Origin of the sequence: Maribellus luteus, from assembly GCF_003576475.1 — a bacterium.
GTDB lineage: Bacteria > Bacteroidota > Bacteroidia > Bacteroidales > Prolixibacteraceae > Draconibacterium > Draconibacterium luteum.
Window position 1 is genome coordinate 467435 of the sequence record NZ_QWGR01000001.1, and the last position, 17500, is coordinate 484934.

At 45.2% G+C, this 17500-nt stretch carries 12 protein-coding genes; 6 read left to right on the forward strand and 6 right to left on the reverse strand.

The genetic code is table 11. From position 1 onward, the window contains the following. Positions 1-123: 123 nt before the first annotated feature. The 3 genes from D1614_RS01795 to D1614_RS01805 form a co-directional block, all read right to left on the reverse strand. Complete coding sequence (locus D1614_RS01795; protein WP_175579262.1) at positions 124-627, reverse strand: O-acetyl-ADP-ribose deacetylase; 504 nt, start codon at positions 625-627, stop codon at positions 124-126. A gap of 32 nt (positions 628-659) precedes the next feature. Continuing rightward, a complete protein-coding gene (locus D1614_RS01800; RefSeq protein ID WP_119436155.1) occupies positions 660-2231 on the reverse strand; it encodes an amidohydrolase family protein in 1572 nt (523 codons plus the stop codon). A gap of 109 nt (positions 2232-2340) precedes the next feature. After that, positions 2341-3033, reverse strand: a complete 693-nt coding sequence (locus D1614_RS01805) for an SGNH/GDSL hydrolase family protein (protein ID WP_119436156.1) — start codon at positions 3031-3033, stop codon at positions 2341-2343. 503 nt (positions 3034-3536) lie between these two features. Between D1614_RS01805 and D1614_RS01815 the strand changes: the two genes are divergently transcribed. After that, positions 3537-6032: a glycosyl hydrolase gene (locus D1614_RS01815; protein WP_119436158.1), complete on the forward strand. Its 2496-nt coding sequence runs from the start codon at positions 3537-3539 to the stop codon at positions 6030-6032. A 67-nt stretch (positions 6033-6099) separates the two neighbouring features. On the opposite strand, the gene D1614_RS01820 is transcribed toward D1614_RS01815, so the two are convergent. Beyond that, positions 6100-6615, reverse strand: a complete 516-nt coding sequence (locus D1614_RS01820) for an FKBP-type peptidyl-prolyl cis-trans isomerase (protein ID WP_119436159.1) — start codon at positions 6613-6615, stop codon at positions 6100-6102. A gap of 702 nt (positions 6616-7317) precedes the next feature. Between D1614_RS01820 and D1614_RS01830 the strand changes: the two genes are divergently transcribed. The 3 genes from D1614_RS01830 (at position 7318) to D1614_RS01840 (ending at position 11547) form a co-directional block, all read left to right on the forward strand. Beyond that, complete coding sequence (locus tag D1614_RS01830; protein ID WP_119436161.1) at positions 7318-9333, forward strand: thioredoxin domain-containing protein; 2016 nt, start codon at positions 7318-7320, stop codon at positions 9331-9333. Then, on the forward strand, positions 9330-10370 hold the full coding sequence (locus D1614_RS01835; protein ID WP_162304377.1) for an NAD(P)/FAD-dependent oxidoreductase: 1041 nt from the start codon (positions 9330-9332) through the stop codon (positions 10368-10370). The genes D1614_RS01830 and D1614_RS01835 overlap by 4 nt, the downstream gene beginning before the upstream one ends. Positions 10371-10737: 367 nt before the next feature. Continuing rightward, positions 10738-11547, forward strand: coding sequence for a hypothetical protein (locus tag D1614_RS01840; protein WP_147383966.1), 810 nt, complete (start codon positions 10738-10740; stop codon positions 11545-11547). A gap of 107 nt (positions 11548-11654) precedes the next feature. On the opposite strand, the gene D1614_RS01845 is transcribed toward D1614_RS01840, so the two are convergent. Then, a complete protein-coding gene (locus D1614_RS01845; RefSeq protein ID WP_119436164.1) occupies positions 11655-13721 on the reverse strand; it encodes a prolyl oligopeptidase family serine peptidase in 2067 nt (688 codons plus the stop codon). Positions 13722-13959: 238 nt separating this feature from the next. Between D1614_RS01845 and D1614_RS01850 the strand changes: the two genes are divergently transcribed. Further along, positions 13960-15033 (forward strand): CNNM domain-containing protein, encoded by a 1074-nt coding sequence (locus D1614_RS01850; RefSeq protein WP_119436165.1) that lies wholly within the window; start codon positions 13960-13962, stop codon positions 15031-15033. Positions 15034-15188: 155 nt separating this feature from the next. Next, positions 15189-16058: a DUF3078 domain-containing protein gene (locus D1614_RS01855; RefSeq protein WP_119436166.1), complete on the forward strand. Its 870-nt coding sequence runs from the start codon at positions 15189-15191 to the stop codon at positions 16056-16058. 131 nt (positions 16059-16189) lie between these two features. Here the strand turns inward: D1614_RS01855 and D1614_RS01860 are convergent, their stop codons facing one another. After that, positions 16190-17317 carry a sensor histidine kinase gene (locus tag D1614_RS01860; protein ID WP_119436167.1) on the reverse strand — a complete coding sequence of 376 codons (1128 nt, stop codon included), beginning with the start codon at positions 17315-17317 and terminating at the stop codon, positions 16190-16192. Positions 17318-17500: the final 183 nt, after the last annotated feature.

Below are 17500 nucleotides of genomic sequence, written 5' to 3' on the forward strand. Positions count from 1 at the left end.
TGAAAATGACTATTTCGAGAAATGCAATGACTTGACTTTAAAAATGTAAAAATTTTTAGAAGTTTCTCATTTCCAGAAAAAGGAGATGCCTTTTTCGTACTTGTATTGGCCATTTAATTGTTGTTAACCCAAAAGTTGCTGGTAAAGCAGGTAGTTTTCTTCGTCAAAAACACAAAAGATAACTTCGTCTATCTGGTTCTTCTTTTCTGCAAAATGCCGAACCGTTTGAATGGCAATTTGTGCCGCTTTTTCTTTGGGGTAGCCATAAACTCCGGTGCTGATGTTGGGAAAGGCAATGCTTTTTACCTGGTGAATTTCAGCTATTTCAAGACTTCTCCGATAGCAGGAAACCAGTTTTTCTGCTTCGTTGTTCCGGCCGTTGTAGTACACCGGGCCAACCGTGTGAATTACAAATTTTGCCGGTAGCTTGTAGCCCCGCGTTATTTTGGCATCGCCGGTTTCGCAGCCATTTAAGGTGCGGCATTCTTTCAGCAACTCGGGCCCGGCAGCACGGTGAATGGCACCATCTACTCCGCCGCCACCCAGCAAGGTTTGGTTGGCGGCGTTTACAATGGCATCCACTTTTAGTTGGGTGATGTCTCCCCGGTGCAGGCTTATTCTGGTCATGATTTTAATTTTTCCTCTAAAATACAAAACTGCTAAAAGCCCAGGAAACGTTTGGTATTAACGTGGGCTATCAAATCAAATTCACTCCCAAATGCTTCTTTAAAATCTTCGAAATACTGTTTTAACGTGGGCCCGAAAAACTGTGTAAGGTAAAAATCAGAACCATACAGGATCTTGGATTTTTCATAATCGCTCAGTTTATCAAAGAAGTTGATTTTGAACGTTTTTAATTCTTCTTTGATGGAGAAGGTAAGCTTTTGGTCAACAGGAGATTCAATCAGCATTCCTTCCGAAAAGCAGGACAGATCGGTGTATGCGTTGGGATACTCCGGGTTCTTAACCAAATCAAAGATGGCTTTCGACCAGTTGTCGATAAAGCCGGCACGGTAAAGTGCATTCCATACTTTGGCACGTTCCGAAATGGTCAGGTTTTCGCGCAGGTACATGGTGTTTTTCTTCTTCTTGTAGGCCGCCAGCACCACGGCTTTGTCTTCGGCTGAAAGCGGCACAATGGCATCTTCAAAAATATCGGCATCCACTTCCCTGAATTTGATCGCATAGTTCACGTACTCCATAATCTGGCCGCTGCCGCCAAAGTGTGCAAAATTGATCTTCAGATTCGGGTATTTCTGAAGCACCAGTTCCCACAGCTGCGGATGATTTAGTTTCTTGGCCCGCTCTTCGATGGCTTCGCCAATGTGGCGGCTAAAAAAACGGTAGTCGAAACGCAGCGGTTTGTCGGGTTTTACAATGTTGTTGTTGAGCAATACGTCGCCTCTAACTTCCAGGATGGTGGAGAAACAGGCAAAACCCGCATTGGAGTTATGAACGGTAATCGGGATCTGGTGTTGCTGACAAAGTGCGTAAACGCCTTGCTGAGTGTCGGTTCCCATCAAAACCGGATCGGTGGGAGAGAAGCCTGCCGGAGCATACAGTTTTACCCCGTAAAACAGGGCATCGTCGGCCAGAATTTTTTCTTTGAGGTTTTCCACCGTGTTGACCAGTCCCTTGTATTCGCGGCGCGGATCGACACCAAAAAAAGGTTTGATCTGCTCGTATCTGGCCGAGAGGTATTCCAGATCCGCAATTTGCTGGTGGTAGTTGGCATTGTCAAATATCTCAACTTCCTCGTCTGATTTCACCTTGAATTTTTTGTGAAAGGCTTTCACCTGCTTTTGAACTTTATCGATGGCATCTGCCAGTTCGTCGTTGTTGTATTTTCGCCGAACTACCGTTTCGAGAATGGGAAGAACCACGGCGCGTAACAGCCAGAACACACTTTTTATGCGGCGGCGGTAACGCTTGTTGTGGTTTTCTTCATCGTCGTTGTCATCGGCATAGGTCAGGTCAAACATCAACGGAGTGCTGATGACTTCGCCCTGGTAAACAGCTTCCAGAGCTTTGTAAACGTCCTCGCTTGATTCCTGCGTAACATCGGCCAGCACGTGGCTGATCTCATCAATCTTGTATTTGAGCGCGGGGCCCGAAAGTTCTCCATCTACCATATCCTTGATAGAAAGCAGTGATTGGACCACATTGACCAGTTTCCGGATAACCACATCTTTGTTAAAGATATGGCAGTGAACATCGTAATAAGTTGTCATTTTGAATTTGATTTAATGGATTTAACCCATTCAAATTAGGGAAAATGAGAAAGCCAGTCAATAGAATGGTTATGAATAAGGGAGATAAGGCTTTGGGCTTGGGTGTGTTTTAGGCTTCCAGAAGCTCCCGGATACGGTCGGCAACCTTTTTCCCCAGCTGGTGGCTGCCTTCGTCAGTAAAGTGGACATTGTGAGGCAGTTGTATCTCTTCGAGTCTTGGCGCTGCAAACAAATACAAATCGTTTACCGGGATGCCGTTTTTCAACATGATCTTACGCGCCACTTTGTTATATTTTTCTGACATTCCCGGATCGCGTAAAGGGCCTTCTACCCGATCGGGGTAAGGCGTGGTGGTGGCAAACATCAGTTTGGCACCGGTGCTTTTCAGAAAATCCACGATTATTTCCAGGTTTTGCTTGTACTGTTTTAAATCGGCCTGCAACGGGTCGTTTGGATCGGTACTGTTTTTCCCGGTGGAAGCCTCCACGTGTTTCAGGTCGTGAAGCCCGAAATTAAAATGAATAAGATCCCATTTTTGGGTGCCTGTCCAACGCGCTATCTCCTGAACTCCCTTGGTGGTTCCCTCGCAGTTTTCGAGTGTATTGTTGTCTTTCATCGGGCGGTGAACCTTGGCAATGTCCAGCAAAAGGTTTTGGACATAAGGCGTATAGCCGATCGAAATGGAATCGCCCAGAAGAAGGACTTGCTTTAACCCGCTGTTCTGAAAACGGATAAGTTCGGGAAGAACTAAAACGGGTGAAGCAGCCAGGGTGGTTTTCAGAAAAGTTCGTCTGTTGTTCATTTGACTAGGCTTATGTTGGGATAAATTTCGTACAAAATGAATTAATAACGAAATTCAATTCACAGAAAAACATTCAATATTCCAGGTATTCACCAACAGAAAAAAATAGATCATTTGTGCCTGGCGGAATCAGAAAATCCTGTGCGGAAAGGGATTTTACACCGTACGATCGCATTCCGCTGCGGGAAATTGCATTCCGCAGTGGTTTATCGCATTTCGCAGTGGTTTTATCGCATTCCGCTATGGTTTATTGCATTTCGCGTTGGTTGGAGCCGGTTCGCCGCCGAATTTTGCATTTTGGGATGGTAATGGATTACATCCGGACAAAACACATTCTCTCTTTTGGGTTCTTAGGGCTTATACCTGGCGCACTTTGCGTGAGATCTGCTTTTGGGCACCCCTCCGGTTGTGTGTTGAGAAACATTCAGAAAAAAAGGATGCCCGGAAGTTTCTTTTTATGGTTACTTTTGAGAACATTCAAAACATTTCTTAAATCCTGATCTATGAGAACTCACCTTCTTTTCTTTTGCCTGGTTGTTTTTGTGCTTGTTACTGCCTGTGAAAAACAGGAAGTAAAATGGCCAGAGGCAACGCAAACTTCAAAACCCTGGACCCGCTGGTGGTGGATGGATTGTGCGGTTGACAGCGCCAACATTTCGCGGGAATTAGCGGAATTGGCCGAAGCAGGGATTGGGGGAGTAGAGATCACACCGATCTACGGAGTGGAAGGAGAGGAGGAGCGCACGATTGAGTTTCTTTCGCCCGAATTTACCGATGTTTTGCGTTTTACGATCGAAGAAGCCGGGAGGCTGGGAATGGGAGTGGACCTGCCTCCGGGAAGCGGCTGGCGTTGCGGTGGACCGTTTGTTCCGGCCGAAAAAGGATTGTGGAACCTGAAAATTGAGGAAAAGAAAGCGGGGAAAGATGCCTCCACTTATGAGGTGAATGCGGTGCAGAATGGCGACAAAGTAAAGCGGCCTTCCCAAGGTGGCGAAGGCCTGGCAATTGATACCTATAACAAGGAAATAACAGAGTGGTACCTCAGCGAATTCTGGAAAAGGCTGAATGTTCCGGAGGGGAAACTGCGTTGCTTTTTTCATGATTCGTTTGAATACACCGGCGATTTTACGCTAAGTTTTGAAGAGGAATTCAAAACACGGCGGGGCTACGATTTAAACGAGGTATTGCATCTTTTGGCAAACGACAGTATTGAGCCGGAACTGACGGCCCGTGTAAAATCGGATTACCGCGAAACGCTGGCCGACCTGGTTTTGGAGTCCTTTATTCAACCAATGACAGAGTGGGCAAACAGCCACGGGAGCCTGAACCGCAACCAGGCGCACGGATCGCCCGGCAACCTGCTCGATCTTTACGAAGCGTGTGACATCCCGGAAACAGAGTTTTTCAGGCAATTGGCAGAAGGCGAACCCCGTTTGTTTATCCAGAAATTTGCATCGTCGGCCGCACACGTGAGCGGGAAACAGCTGGTTTCTTCCGAAAGCTTTACCTGGCTCGACGAGCACTGGAAGGTAACTCCTGCGGAAATGCTCCGCGCTACCAATCGTTTTTTCCTGGCTGGCATCAACCATATGTTTTTTCACGGAACCTGTTATTCGCCCGAAGATGCTGAATGGCCGGGGTGGTTGTTTTATGCTTCGTCTCAGATGAATAACCGGAACCCGCTGTGGCGCGAAATGCCTGTTTTGTTTCAGTACATTGGCCGGGTACAAAGCATGCTGCAACAGGCAAGCCCCGAAAACAATGTGCTGGTTTACTGGCCCTATTACGATGTGGCTGCGGCCGAAGGGAAGTTGTTTAAACACCTCGCCGTTGGTTCGCCCACCGAATGGTTCTACAGCCAGCCCATAGCCGGTCTTTCGAAACGTTTGATGAACGCCGGTTACAGTTTTGACTACATTTCGGATAAACAGATCGGCGTGTGCAAAGCGGAAAACGGGGCAGTGCTGACTTCAGGAAATAAAAGCTACGAGGCCATTGTAGTTCCTGCAACCCGGTATATTCCGCTGGAAACCATGAAGCAACTGATTGCTTTGCAGAAAAGCGGGACAAAGGTTTATTTCGACGAACGTTTGCCGCAGTCGGTGCCGGGGTACGCGAACTGGAAAGAGCGCGAGGCCGAATTGGTTTCGCTGAACAAGGAACTTGACGCTGATTGGGTAGGAGATGCACTTCAATTGTTAAATACAGGGAAAGTTGCCGGCGAAAATGACCTGGCCGAAAAAGGTTTCTATTTCCTGAAAATGAAAGACGCGGAGGAGGATGTTTACCTGGTGTTTAATTGTCAGAACAAAAGACTGGATGAATGGGTGGAGCTGAATGCTGTGGCAAAAGAATATGTTTTGATGGATCCGATGAGCGGAAGTATTACCAAAGCCAAATCGAAAGGCCAGAAACTGCGTTTGCAGCTTGAGCCGGAAGAATCGGTATTTATTAGGTGTGTAACAAAAAAGGCGGATGTGAAAGCGCATTCTTATTTTAATCCAGACGGGAAAAAGACGGACATTGATGTACGCTGGCATTTGTCGTTTTGGGAAGGCGGCCCCATTTATCCGGGAGATATTGACATTTCGCAATTGCAATCGTGGACCGAGGTGGGAGACCCTGAAACTTCCCGCTTTGCCGGAACTGTGCGCTATTCTGCCAATTTTGACTGGGATGGTGAAAGCACTGCCTGGATTGACCTGGGAAAAGTGTATGATTGTGCCCGTATTTCGGTGAACGATAAAGATTTTGGGACTTCTCTGGGACCGGTTTTCCTTTGGGAAATCGACAACCTGAAACCAGGACCGAACCGAATTGTTGTGGAGGTGAGCAACGTGGCGGCCAACCGCATCCGCGACCTCGATCAAAGAGGAGTAAACTGGAAAAAATTTAAGGACATCAATTTTGTTGATATCGACTACAAGCCTTTTGACGCCTCGGATTGGCCCGTGCAGAAAGCCGGGATACTGGGGCCGGTGCTCATGTATTCAGAATAGCACCTGGGCGTAAAAACAAAACCCGGATATGATCAATTCATACCCGGGTTTTGTTTTTCCAGGAAGACTATTCGCCGTCCGGAGAAAAAGGCTTTATTTTTATCACTTTAATCGCGAAAAGAAGCGTCTCGTACGAATCGATTACCGGCGGGCTACCATAGATTCCATAGCCAAGATGGGATGGAATAATAAATTCGGCAATCATATCTTTCTTCATGATTGATAGTCCATCGTTAAAGCCCTCAATTAGATTTTCCAAAGGATATACAAACTCCCACGATTGATTGGCATCAAACATGCCACCTCCGTTTATATGGTAGCCATTGTAGGCAATGGTAATCGTGTCTCCGGGCGCAATTACCGGCCCTTCGCCTTCTTCGCGAATAACGTAGTAAACACCCATCGCAGTGGTGTCAATGTCTAAATCGTCATCTATCATGGCTGCGAGCAAGGCTTCGCGTTCGGCTTGTTCCAGGGCTTTTGTTCTAGGCTCTCTTTGTTCTTCTTCGGTAGTCTCCAAACACGAGGTAAGGGCGATAGCCGTCAGGGCGATCAGGGAAACGACAATTGTTCTGATTTTCATGGCATTATTTATTTACTGTTGTTTTGCAGCGGCGAATTTATCCTTTTTATTTTTTATTGGCAACAGCAAAGAATGAATGCGAACATAGAACCATTCCGGTTTGTAGAGGAGCGAACTTTAATAATTGTATTTGGAGTCCAGCAATATCTGTTTGGAAAGCCAGTGGAACTGAAGTCTTGTGATGCTGTGATACTGTGTTGCTGTTGGGGGCAATCTTCAATATTCAGTATAAAAACAAAAAATCCCGGCGTCCACTCCGGGATTTTAAACTTTTTGTTGCGTTTTTATACACTTATTAGGGTTTGCGAAGGCAAATATATGTATAAAGTAATTCTGAAACTTTTCTTAGTTACTAATTTGAAGGTTCAAAATGCTGAATTTTTCAGGTTATAAATTCTGATTGTTCTTCTTTTAAGCATGTTTGGAAATCAGATGTGCACAGGAAATCCTGTCAACACTCCGGTTATGACGGATCAATTTCTTTGACCAAGGTCCGAAGGATCAATACAGTGTTTTTGCGAAAATCAATCGGGATCTAATGCGGTCTATTCCCGGCCCCTTGGGGCGAATTAAGAAATATCACGCCTTTGATACCCCGTCTGTTCTGCGGCGGGGTAGTTCATTTCTTTATTTGATTCAGTGGCTGTTTCAGAACCAAATTTGAACGGCGTTGTTCCTTTGTTAAGCTTGAACATTTTATTCATGAAACATACCAATCAGTTAATACACGAAACATCACCTTACCTGTTGCAACATGCGCATAACCCGGTAAACTGGCAACCCTGGAGCGAAACGCTGATAGAAGAAGCAAAAGCCAGCGGCCGGTTAATTCTGGTAAGCATCGGTTATGCAGCCTGTCACTGGTGCCACGTAATGGAACACGAAAGTTTTGAAGACGAGGAAGTGGCAGAAGTAATGAACAGGCATTTTGTGTGTATAAAAGTCGATCGGGAAGAAAGACCCGATGTGGATCATTATTACATGAGCGCCGTTCAGTTGATGGGGATGCAGGGAGGCTGGCCCTTAAACGTAATTGCTTTGCCCGATGGCCGTCCGATATGGGGCGGAACTTATTTCCCCAAAGACGTGTGGGTGAAAAATGTGCAGGCGGTAGCCACTTATTACCACGAAAACAAAGAGAAAACACAGGAATACGGTGCGCAACTGGAAGACAGTATTCAACGTTTGTCGCTTTCAGCAGGCATTGAAGACCCAACGCCCATTGACCGGCACTTACTGGAACAGGGAGTGGAAGCCTGGAAATCGCGTTTTGACAGGAAAGAAGGCGGCCGTTTGGGAGCTCCCAAATTTCCAATGCCTGTAAACCTTGATTTTCTGATGTACTATGCCTGGGTAAAAAAGGATGATGTTACCCGGGAGTTTGTAAAAACAACGCTCGAGAAAATGGCCCGTGGTGGAATTTACGACCAGGTAGGAGGCGGGTTTGCCCGTTACTCGGTGGATGAAAACTGGAAGGTTCCTCATTTTGAGAAAATGTTGTACGACAACGGGCAGTTGCTCAGTACCTATTCCAAGGCTTATCAACTTTATAAAAACGAGGAATTTAAATGGGTGGTGTATGAAGTGGTCGATTTTCTGGAACGCGAAATGATGGACGAGTCGGGTGCTTTTTATTCATCGCTGGATGCTGACAGCGAAGGCGAAGAGGGCCGGTTCTATGTCTGGAAAGAGAATGAACTGAAGACTTTGCTGGGGGATGATTATCCCTTGTTTGCTGCCTGTTACAATGTGAATTCAAAAGGATACTGGGAGCACGGTAATTATATCTTATTACGAAATAGTTCGGATGAGGAGTTTGCCGCAGCCAACGGAATGAGCCCGGAGCATTTGCAACGCCTGCTGGCAAAATGGAAATACAAGCTGTTAAAAGAACGTTCAAAAAGAGTGCGCCCCGGACTGGATGATAAAACACTGACTTCGTGGAATGCACTGGCCATTCAGGGACTGGTGGATGCCTACAACACGTTCCGTGAAGTTCGTTTTTTGGAACTGGCCTTGCAAAATGCACGCTTTATTCGCGAAAGCCAGCTGACGTCGGACGGGAAACTTTGGCACAGCTGGAAGAAAGGCAAAAGTACAATCGATGGTTTTCTGGAAGACTATTCACTGGTGATCCAGGCTTTTCTGTCGCTGTTTGAAACCACCGGAGATGCAAGTTGGGCTGAATCGGCCGATCAAATGATGACTTACGTAAACAACCATTTCTACGGTAAAGAAAGAGGACTTTTTTATTTCTCGGATAAACAGGCGAGTACCAGCATTGCCAATCATTTTCAGAATGAGGACAATGTAATTCCGGCTTCCAATTCGGTGATGGCCAATAATCTGTATCGCATGTATCTTTTGTTTGGGCGGCCTGAATACCAGGCAATGATCCCCCGAATGTTGCCATATATTGTTCCGAATTTCACCCGCTACCCAATGGCTTATGCCAACTGGGGAATGCTGATGCTAAAACTTACAGAGCCTTATTTTGAGGTAGCTGTGTGCGGCATCAATTCAAACATTCTTCTGAAAGAAATGAAAAAAGACTACCGCCCGAACGTGCTGTGGGCGCATTGCAATACCGATAGCCAGGTGCCTTTGTTGAAAGACCGCTTTGTAAAGGGCGACGATTTGATATACGTATGCAGGGAAGGGGCTTGCCAGTTGCCGGTAAGCAGTTCGGAAGAAGCCTTAAAACTTCTGAAAGGATGAAAGAAGTTCGTTTCCTGATTGTTGGGCAGGGCTTGGCCGGGACCATGTTGGCTTTTGAAATGCAGGAACACAACATTCCTTTTCGGATCGTCAGTTCTCCGAATAAAAGCAAAGCTTCGCTGGTGGCTGCGGGAATGATCAATCCGTTGGTTTTTAAAAGATTGACCAAAAGCTGGATGGCGGATCAACTTTTGCCAGTTATGCACAAGCGTTACCGGGAGCTGGAGAATCTGCTTTTGGCTTCTTTTTTCTTTGAGAAGAAAATACTAAAGCCATTGTCGGAACAGGAAATGCAACTGTGGAAAGAGAAACAGCAAAATCCTGAATTTTCGTCTTTTATTGAATCCGTTCTGGCGGAGTCGCCGCTGGCTTCTCTGGTAGGTTCGCCTGCTTACGGAATAGTCAGAGGCTCGGGTTATCTAAACCTGGCTGTTTTTCTTGAGTTGGCCGAACAGTATTTTCGTGAGAAAGGTTGGCTGCTGGAGGCTGGTTTTCTGTTAGACGACGACATTCCTGATTTTTTTGAGATAGAGGGTATTAAAGCTGAAAACATAGTGTTTTGCGAAGGTTATCATTTGGCGGAAAACCCCTTGTTTCAGTTGGTGAAAATGAACCCGGCCAAGGGCGAGGTTTTGCAGATTCACGCACCCGATTTGCCGGAAGAGTTTATTCTGAATAAGCGGGTGTTTGTTTTACCTGTGGGCAACCACCGCTTTAAAGTGGGGTCTACCTACGAATGGGATGATTTGAGTGAAACGCCGACTGAGAAGGGAAAAGACTCGATTACGGAACGCCTGGAGAACCTGGTAAAAACAGGCTATACCATTGAAGAACATTGGGCGGGAGTTCGCCCCACTGTAGCAGATCGCCGACCGGTGCTGGGAGTTCATCCAAAGCACAAAAATGTGTTTGTTTTTAATGGTCTGGGAACAAAAGGCGTAATGCTGGCGCCCTGGTTGGCCGCTGAAATGGTAAAGTTTCTGAAGGGCGAAATCCGGAATTTACCACCGGAAGTGGATATTCATCGCTTTGTATAAATTGCGGTGTTTTTCCTGATAATTACTCAAAAATCGACAATGAAATATAGTATTGATAGTGAATTTGGTGCATCGGTTGGTGGATATAATATATAGCGGCTCCCAAAGATAAATTTCACGCAAAGTGCGCCAAAATAATCCAAAAGAACGCAAAAGAAAAAACTGAAAGTGAGTACTCTGCGACCTTTGCGCTTCTTTTAATCTTTGGAGAACCTGGTTTTACAGACTTTCTGAATGCCCACTAAAAGGAAGAGTTGAGTTAGAAACTAATCGTACTTTCATTTATGTTGGTGATTCGCGTTTGTTTTATTTTCAGAACCGCTGGTTTCACGTATTTTTGTTTCACCTAACAATGAAAACGTTTTTTATGATCCGTAACTATTTTCTCCCGCTGGTGCTTATTTTTCTATTGAAGTTTTCGTACGCGCAGGAATCCGAAACAACGAGTTTTCCTGAGATTGGTAGTACGCGAAGTGCCGAACCGTTTTTGTTTTCAACATCTACACTTACCGCCCGCGATGTGCCTTGGGTATTGAGTTACGGTGGCAGTTACGGGAATAATCTGAGCCGCGGTTTTGGATTCAATGGCGTTGATCAGCAGGTGGGGGTAAAAGGATACCTGGGCAGCCGCTTTACCATGCTGACCTATGTTTCGCTCGGAGTGGCAAGTGCCGATAATTCGGTGGTAAGCGCGCAGCGGGCCGAAATTATTCGCGACCTGATTGGCGGGAAGAAGACAGAGGGACTTCGTCTGGGGATAGGCGGCGGATTGAGCCGCGATTACGGCGGTGTATTTTCCGTTGTGTGCCGCACAACGGGCGCTTTGGAAAGCAAACGCTGGAAACTGGCGGGTAACCTGCTGCTTGAAAAGGCGCTTTCCGGAAATCGTGATAAAGTGGATGTGCTGACCAGCCTGGGAGTTCAGTATAAAATTACCGATCATTTTTACGCGGGTATTGAGGCCATTGGTGAAGACCTGGAAGGCTTGTGGGAGGAGGACGAAGCAGAGGGCGGCGCGCGTATGATGTTTGGGCCTTCCCTGAACCTGGTTCCGGACCGTTCCAGATTTTCATTTTCACTGTCAGGAGGGCCGGCAGTTTACCTTACCCGCAGCGTGGTTACCAATCCGGATGCCATCCGGATGCCATCCGGGATCTTCCGGGAGAGAACGGAATGACCGTCAGGGCACGGGTGATCTTTAACCTTTCGGGCTCCTAATATTTTCAGCAAAAGAAAACCCCGAAAGAAAATACTTCCGGGGCTTATCGATCGATACTGTTCTTATCAATTCATTAGTTTCATTTGGAGGTAGCTGTATTGCAGCGCAGCCATTTTTGCACGTTGCTCGTTGGTGGAAGCTCCGGCATGTCCGCCTTCTGTATTTTCGAAGTAATAGACTTTGTAGCCCATTTCACTCATTTTTGCTACCATTTTGCGCGCATGTCCCGGATGAACCCTGTCGTCGCGGGTAGAGGTATAGAAGAAGACTTCGGGATATTCCATGCCTTCTTTCAGGTTCTGGTACGGCGAATATTTTTTGATGTATTCCCATTCTTCGGGGATGTCCGGGTTTCCGTACTCAGCCATCCAGCTGGCACCTGCCAACAGTTTGTTGTAACGCTTCATGTCGAGTAGCGGAACGGCACACACCACCGCGTTGTAAAGATCAGGCCGCTGAGTAAAACCAACACCTACCAACAATCCGCCGTTACTTCCGCCGCTGATTCCGAGTTTTTTAGGCGATGTTATTTTACGCGCGATTAAATCTTCGGCCACCGCAAAATAATCGTCGTAAATGCGCTGACGGTTTTCTTTTAATCCAGCCTGGTGCCATTTGGGTCCAAATTCACCCCCGCCGCGAATGTTGGCCAGCACAAAAACGCCGCCTTTTTCGAGCCACGAAGTTCCGGTAATAGCGCTGTAACTCGGAAGTCTCGGGACTTCAAATCCTCCGTAAGCACTGATCAGTGTCGGATTTTTTCCGTTCAGTTTAATCTCCTTGTGGCTTACCACAAAGTAGGGAATCATGGTGCCGTCTTTCGAAGCAACTTCAAATTGCTGTACCTGGTAATCTTCGGTAGCAAACCACGATTTGAGTGCTTTAACTTTTACAAATTGTCCGGTTGCTGCATCTCCTTTGTACAAGGTGGAAGGCATCAGGAAATTCTGGAAATAGAAGAAATAGGTGTCGCTGTCTTCGTCGGCCGAACCAAGTGAAATATTGCCCAGTTCCGGTGCGTCGATTTTTTCTTTTTGCCAGGTTCCGTTGTACGTGTATTTGTAAAGCTCGCTTTTTACGTTGGTAAGCATGTTTACCAGCAGTACGTTTTTGGTAGCGTTTGTTTCGGCAATACTTGAGCGTTCATCGGGGCGAACGATCAACTGGTAATTGGTACCTCCTTTAATCAGATCGGCATAAGGGATACTGATCATATCGCCTTGTTTGAACGAGTTGCCGCCAATGTTCCAGTCCGATTTCAGGCTAAGCAAAACCTGCTTGTTAAAAATCCCGCTAAGCTCAATGTCTTCCGGTAGGTCTGGTTTTACAAGTTCCCCGTTTTCGATAATGTGATAGCTACCCGTATAAAACGAAGTACGCTGGGTAATAATCTGGTAGGTTTTGTCTTTGGTATGCGTGGTATAACCCCAAATTCCCATGTCATCTTCCTGTCCGTCGAAAACAAGTCGGGCATTTTTCAGATCGGTGTCGCGTTTCCATATTTTTACCTGTTTTGGATAGCCCGATGTGGTTACGCCATCGCCAAAATCAGTCGAAACCATCAGGGTGTTCCTGTCGATCCAACTGGCACTTCCTTTTGCTTCGGGGATGTAAAATCCATTTTCGATAAATACTTTGCTAACGGCATCGAATTCGCGGATTACCACGGCATCGCCTCCGCCTTTCGACAGGTTCACCAGAAAACGGTCGTAATCAGGGTACAAGCCCGACGCTCCTTTAAATACATATTTCTCGTTGTCCTGTTTAGAGAGTGCATCTACATCGATCACTGTTTCCCAGTGTGGCTCTCCGCTCAGGTAACTTTGCAGGGGAGTACGCCTCCAAATTCCCCGCGGGTGTTCTTCATCCTGCCAGAAATTGTACACCAGGTTCCCAATAATTGACGGACTTGCGATACGGTCGGTGGAGTTGTAAATCTCCAGATCCTTTTCATACATTTCCTCGTAGCCGGGTTGGCTCATGAGTACCTTTAGGGTTTTTTCGTTCCATTGTTCCACCCAGTTCAGCGACTTCCCGGCATCAACGTCTTCGAGCCAGAGATACGGATCATCTTGTGCAAAAATTACCTGCGTCATAATTGCCAGTAAAATAACTAAGAATGTTTTTTTCATACGATTTATTTGTTTGTTTTTCCTGAATATTCAATCACACAATTTTAGCAGTAAATATACTTCTTACGGTTTTTAGTAAGAAAAACTTACTTCCCATTACAATTTCAAGCGAAAGATTGTTTGAAATGATGTGCAGATTAAGCTGTTGGGAAATTATATAAAATGACCATGAAATAGGAATGTTTTTTTTACTTATGTCGCGAAATTCTTACTTTCGCTTTTACATTCAAAAAATGACATGATAACACTGATCTTCTTTTTTGTCGTTTCTATTGTATTTTCGTTTTTATGTAGTGTTTGGGAGGCTGTTTTGTTAAGTGTAACACCTTCGTATGTGAGCAGAATGCAAAGCGAGAAACCTGGTTTGGGAAATTTGCTGGCTCATTTTAAAGACGATATAGATCGGCCGCTTTCTGCCATTTTAACACTGAATACGATTGCGCATACGGTAGGTGCCATGGGAGTTGGTATTGAGGCCGGGAAAATATTTGGTTCGAATAAATTAGATCTCTATTTTTTTGATGTCAGTTTCGAATCGATCATTGCCGGTGCCATGACTTTGGCGATTCTGGTTCTTTCGGAGATCATTCCAAAAACCATTGGAGCCACTTACTGGAAAAAACTTACCGGTTTCACTGTTCGTTCGCTGCGTGTGCTGGTTTTTATTCTTGCGCCGTTTATCTGGCTCAGCAACCTTTTAACCCGCTCGCTGAAGAAGAAGGGGACCAAAAGTGTATTTAGCCGGGCCGATGTGGCTGCCATGGCTGATGCCGGGCTAAAAAGCGGTGCCATCGACCAGGAAGAAAAATCCATTATTTTGAATCTGCTGCAACTGGAAAACCTGAAAATAAAGGAGATTATGACGCCCTGGACCGTGGTGCTTTTTCTGGATGAAGACCGAAACCTGGGCGATGTTTATATAGAGCACAATCCGTTTCAGTTTTCGCGTATTCCGGTATTTCACGAAACACCCGACAATATTACCGGAATGGTGTTGAAAGATGTTATTCTTGAGAACCTGGCGGAAGATAAGCACGCCCGAAAGCTGGCTGACATCCGGAGAGATATCCTGTTTGTGCAGGACAGCTGGACAGTGGCGCGATTACTGGATACCCTGATTCTGGAGCGGCAACACCTGGCCATGGTGGCTGACGAGTTTGGAACCCTTGTAGGCCTGGTGACCATGGAAGACGTAATTGAAACGCTTTTTGGTTTGGAAATTATGGATGAGTCAGACAAAGTGGAAGATCTTCAGAAACTGGCGCGAGCAAAGTGGCTCAAACGGATAAAACGCGATAAAACTCAAAAATAAACGCTTTAACCCGGGTTTAGTAGATTGTTAACCAGATGTAAAACCCTGATCGAGGAATAAGAATCTTTTTAAATAAGATTGGGACGACAAACAAAAGAGTTTTACGTTTGTCTATAATTCCGTTATTCAAGAAAATACATTAAAACAGAAAACACATGAAAAAACTACTCTCTATTTTGTTATTTGTACCCTTTCTGGCATTTGCGCAAGAGAAGAAAGACTCGCTGTGGACCACCAGCGGAAGCACGACCCTGAATTTTTCGCAGGTTTCGCTTACCAATTGGGCGGCAGGGGGAAAGAGCTCTATGTCGGCTATCGGTATGATCAATTACGCGGCCAACTATAAAAAAGGCAAGCTTAGCTGGGACAATACCTTTGATTTTCGTTATGGGTTTCTGAAGGAAAAAGATGTTAAAGTCAGAAAGTCGGATGACATTATCGATGTTAGTTCGAAGTTGGGCATCGAGGCCGGTGGAAACTGGTATTATTCGGGTTTGGTGAATTTTAAGTCGCAATTTGCCAAAGGTTACAAATACGATGATAATAACATTCCGGTGGATGTAATTTCAAAATTTATGGCTCCGGCTTATTTGAAAACCGGTTTGGGGATGGATTACAAAAACGATCGTCTTTCGGTGCTGCTGGCACCTGTATCGGGTAAATTTACTTTTGTTTTGGATGATTCACTTTCAGCTCAAGGTGCTTTTGGGGTGGAAAAGAATAATAATTTTCGGGCAGAGCTAGGTGCTACTGCAAAGTTTGAGTACAAGCATGACATCATGAAAAATGTGACTTTGAATACCACGCTCGATTTGTTCTCGAATTACCTGAAAGATCCCCAGAATGTGGATATGGACTGGAAAGTTCAGATAAATATGAAAGTAAACGATTATTTGTCGGCCAACCTGATTACGCATATGATTTATGACAACGATACCAAGATCAAGGACCCGGATACGGGAGTAAGTAGTCCGGGATTGCAGTTTATGGAGTCGTTTGGAGTTGGATTAACATTTAAATTCTGATAAAAACGAAGGGCTTGATAATTTATCAGGCCCTTTTTATTTTTTGCAGTTCTGCAGATTGCTTCAATTTACTTTTGGAGAATAGAATGCCTGCCGGTTTGAAGCCGAAAGTGCGTAGTAGAGTTTTGTGATTAAATCTGGAAACAGAAAGTGGTTCCTTTTTCGGGATCGCTGCTGTACCACACCTTTCCTTTCAGGTATTTCTCCCCAAACAGTTTCATGCTGTAAGTTCCGATACCGCGGCCCGTTCCTTTGGTAGAGTAAAAACGTTTAAATAACTGTGCCTGAACTTCAACCGGAATATAACTTTTGTTGTGCACACAAAAACAAATGCCGTCGTTTTTTTGCACACAACTCAGGGTGATACAATCATCCGGAATATTTACTTCCAGGGCATTTTTGATCATATTTCCCAATATCCTTTTCAGCAAAATTTTATCGGTAATTAAAATATGTTGTTCCGAAACCGGATCAATAACGATCGTTTTTCCGCGGTTGGTTTGGTGATTGTTGTATAATTTTTTTTGCTCCTGCAGTACTTCAATCGTATTTACGGTTACAAGCTGCGGTACAAGATCGCCCTTTTCAGCTGAACCTATTTCGCGCTGCATCTGAATTTCATCGATCAGGTTATTGGCTGCCCATTGAATGGTTTCGGCAATGTCGCGTATATCGGACGGGTCGTCCAGTTCTTTTAAAATAGCCGACAGACCGGAAATACCACCGGCACTGTTTAGCAGGTCGTGAATGAAGATCCTTTCCAGTGATTCCCGTCTTTTCTCATTGCTGATATCGGTAATGGAGAAAATGATCAGCTCTTCGCCGTCGAGCTGAAAAGGGCTGGCAGTTACTCGCAAATCAATTGCCTCGTTTTCGATCGTTAGAATTTTACATTCTTCGGTTGTTTTAATCCCTTTTTTTGAGAAAAGGATGGCGTTAAGCGCGCCGCAAGAATTACAAAATTCAGACGTCCCGCATCCGTTGTGAGACTGAACGGCATTCCGGCAGTGAAAAGCATCTCCCGGTTTCTTAAATATAATGTCTTTGGGAAGGTTTAGTACATCAATAAAACGCTGGTAGCTATCGCTGGCATATAAGATTTCGTGTTGGCGGTTCAGAATTAAAACCATTTGTGTGACAGACTCGACAAAGTCCATCAGCTGTTTGTTGTTGCTAATTAAACCGGATAAAATATTTGTTCGCTCATTGGGCATATGCTCGTGCGTAAATTGTTTAGATGCGCTGGTTTTTTCAAACATGCAAACGTTCTAAATAGTTAAATGTGCGGGAAGTTACCACAGAACAACATAAAATCAAAATTGGGGAAATGTGGAATATTAACGAAAAGGAGGTTATGTGCGGTAGTAATAAAAAGAGTTTAGGTTATATCGTTCTGCAATTACGGCTTGCAGGAAAAACCTAAACTCTTTTTATTGTTAATA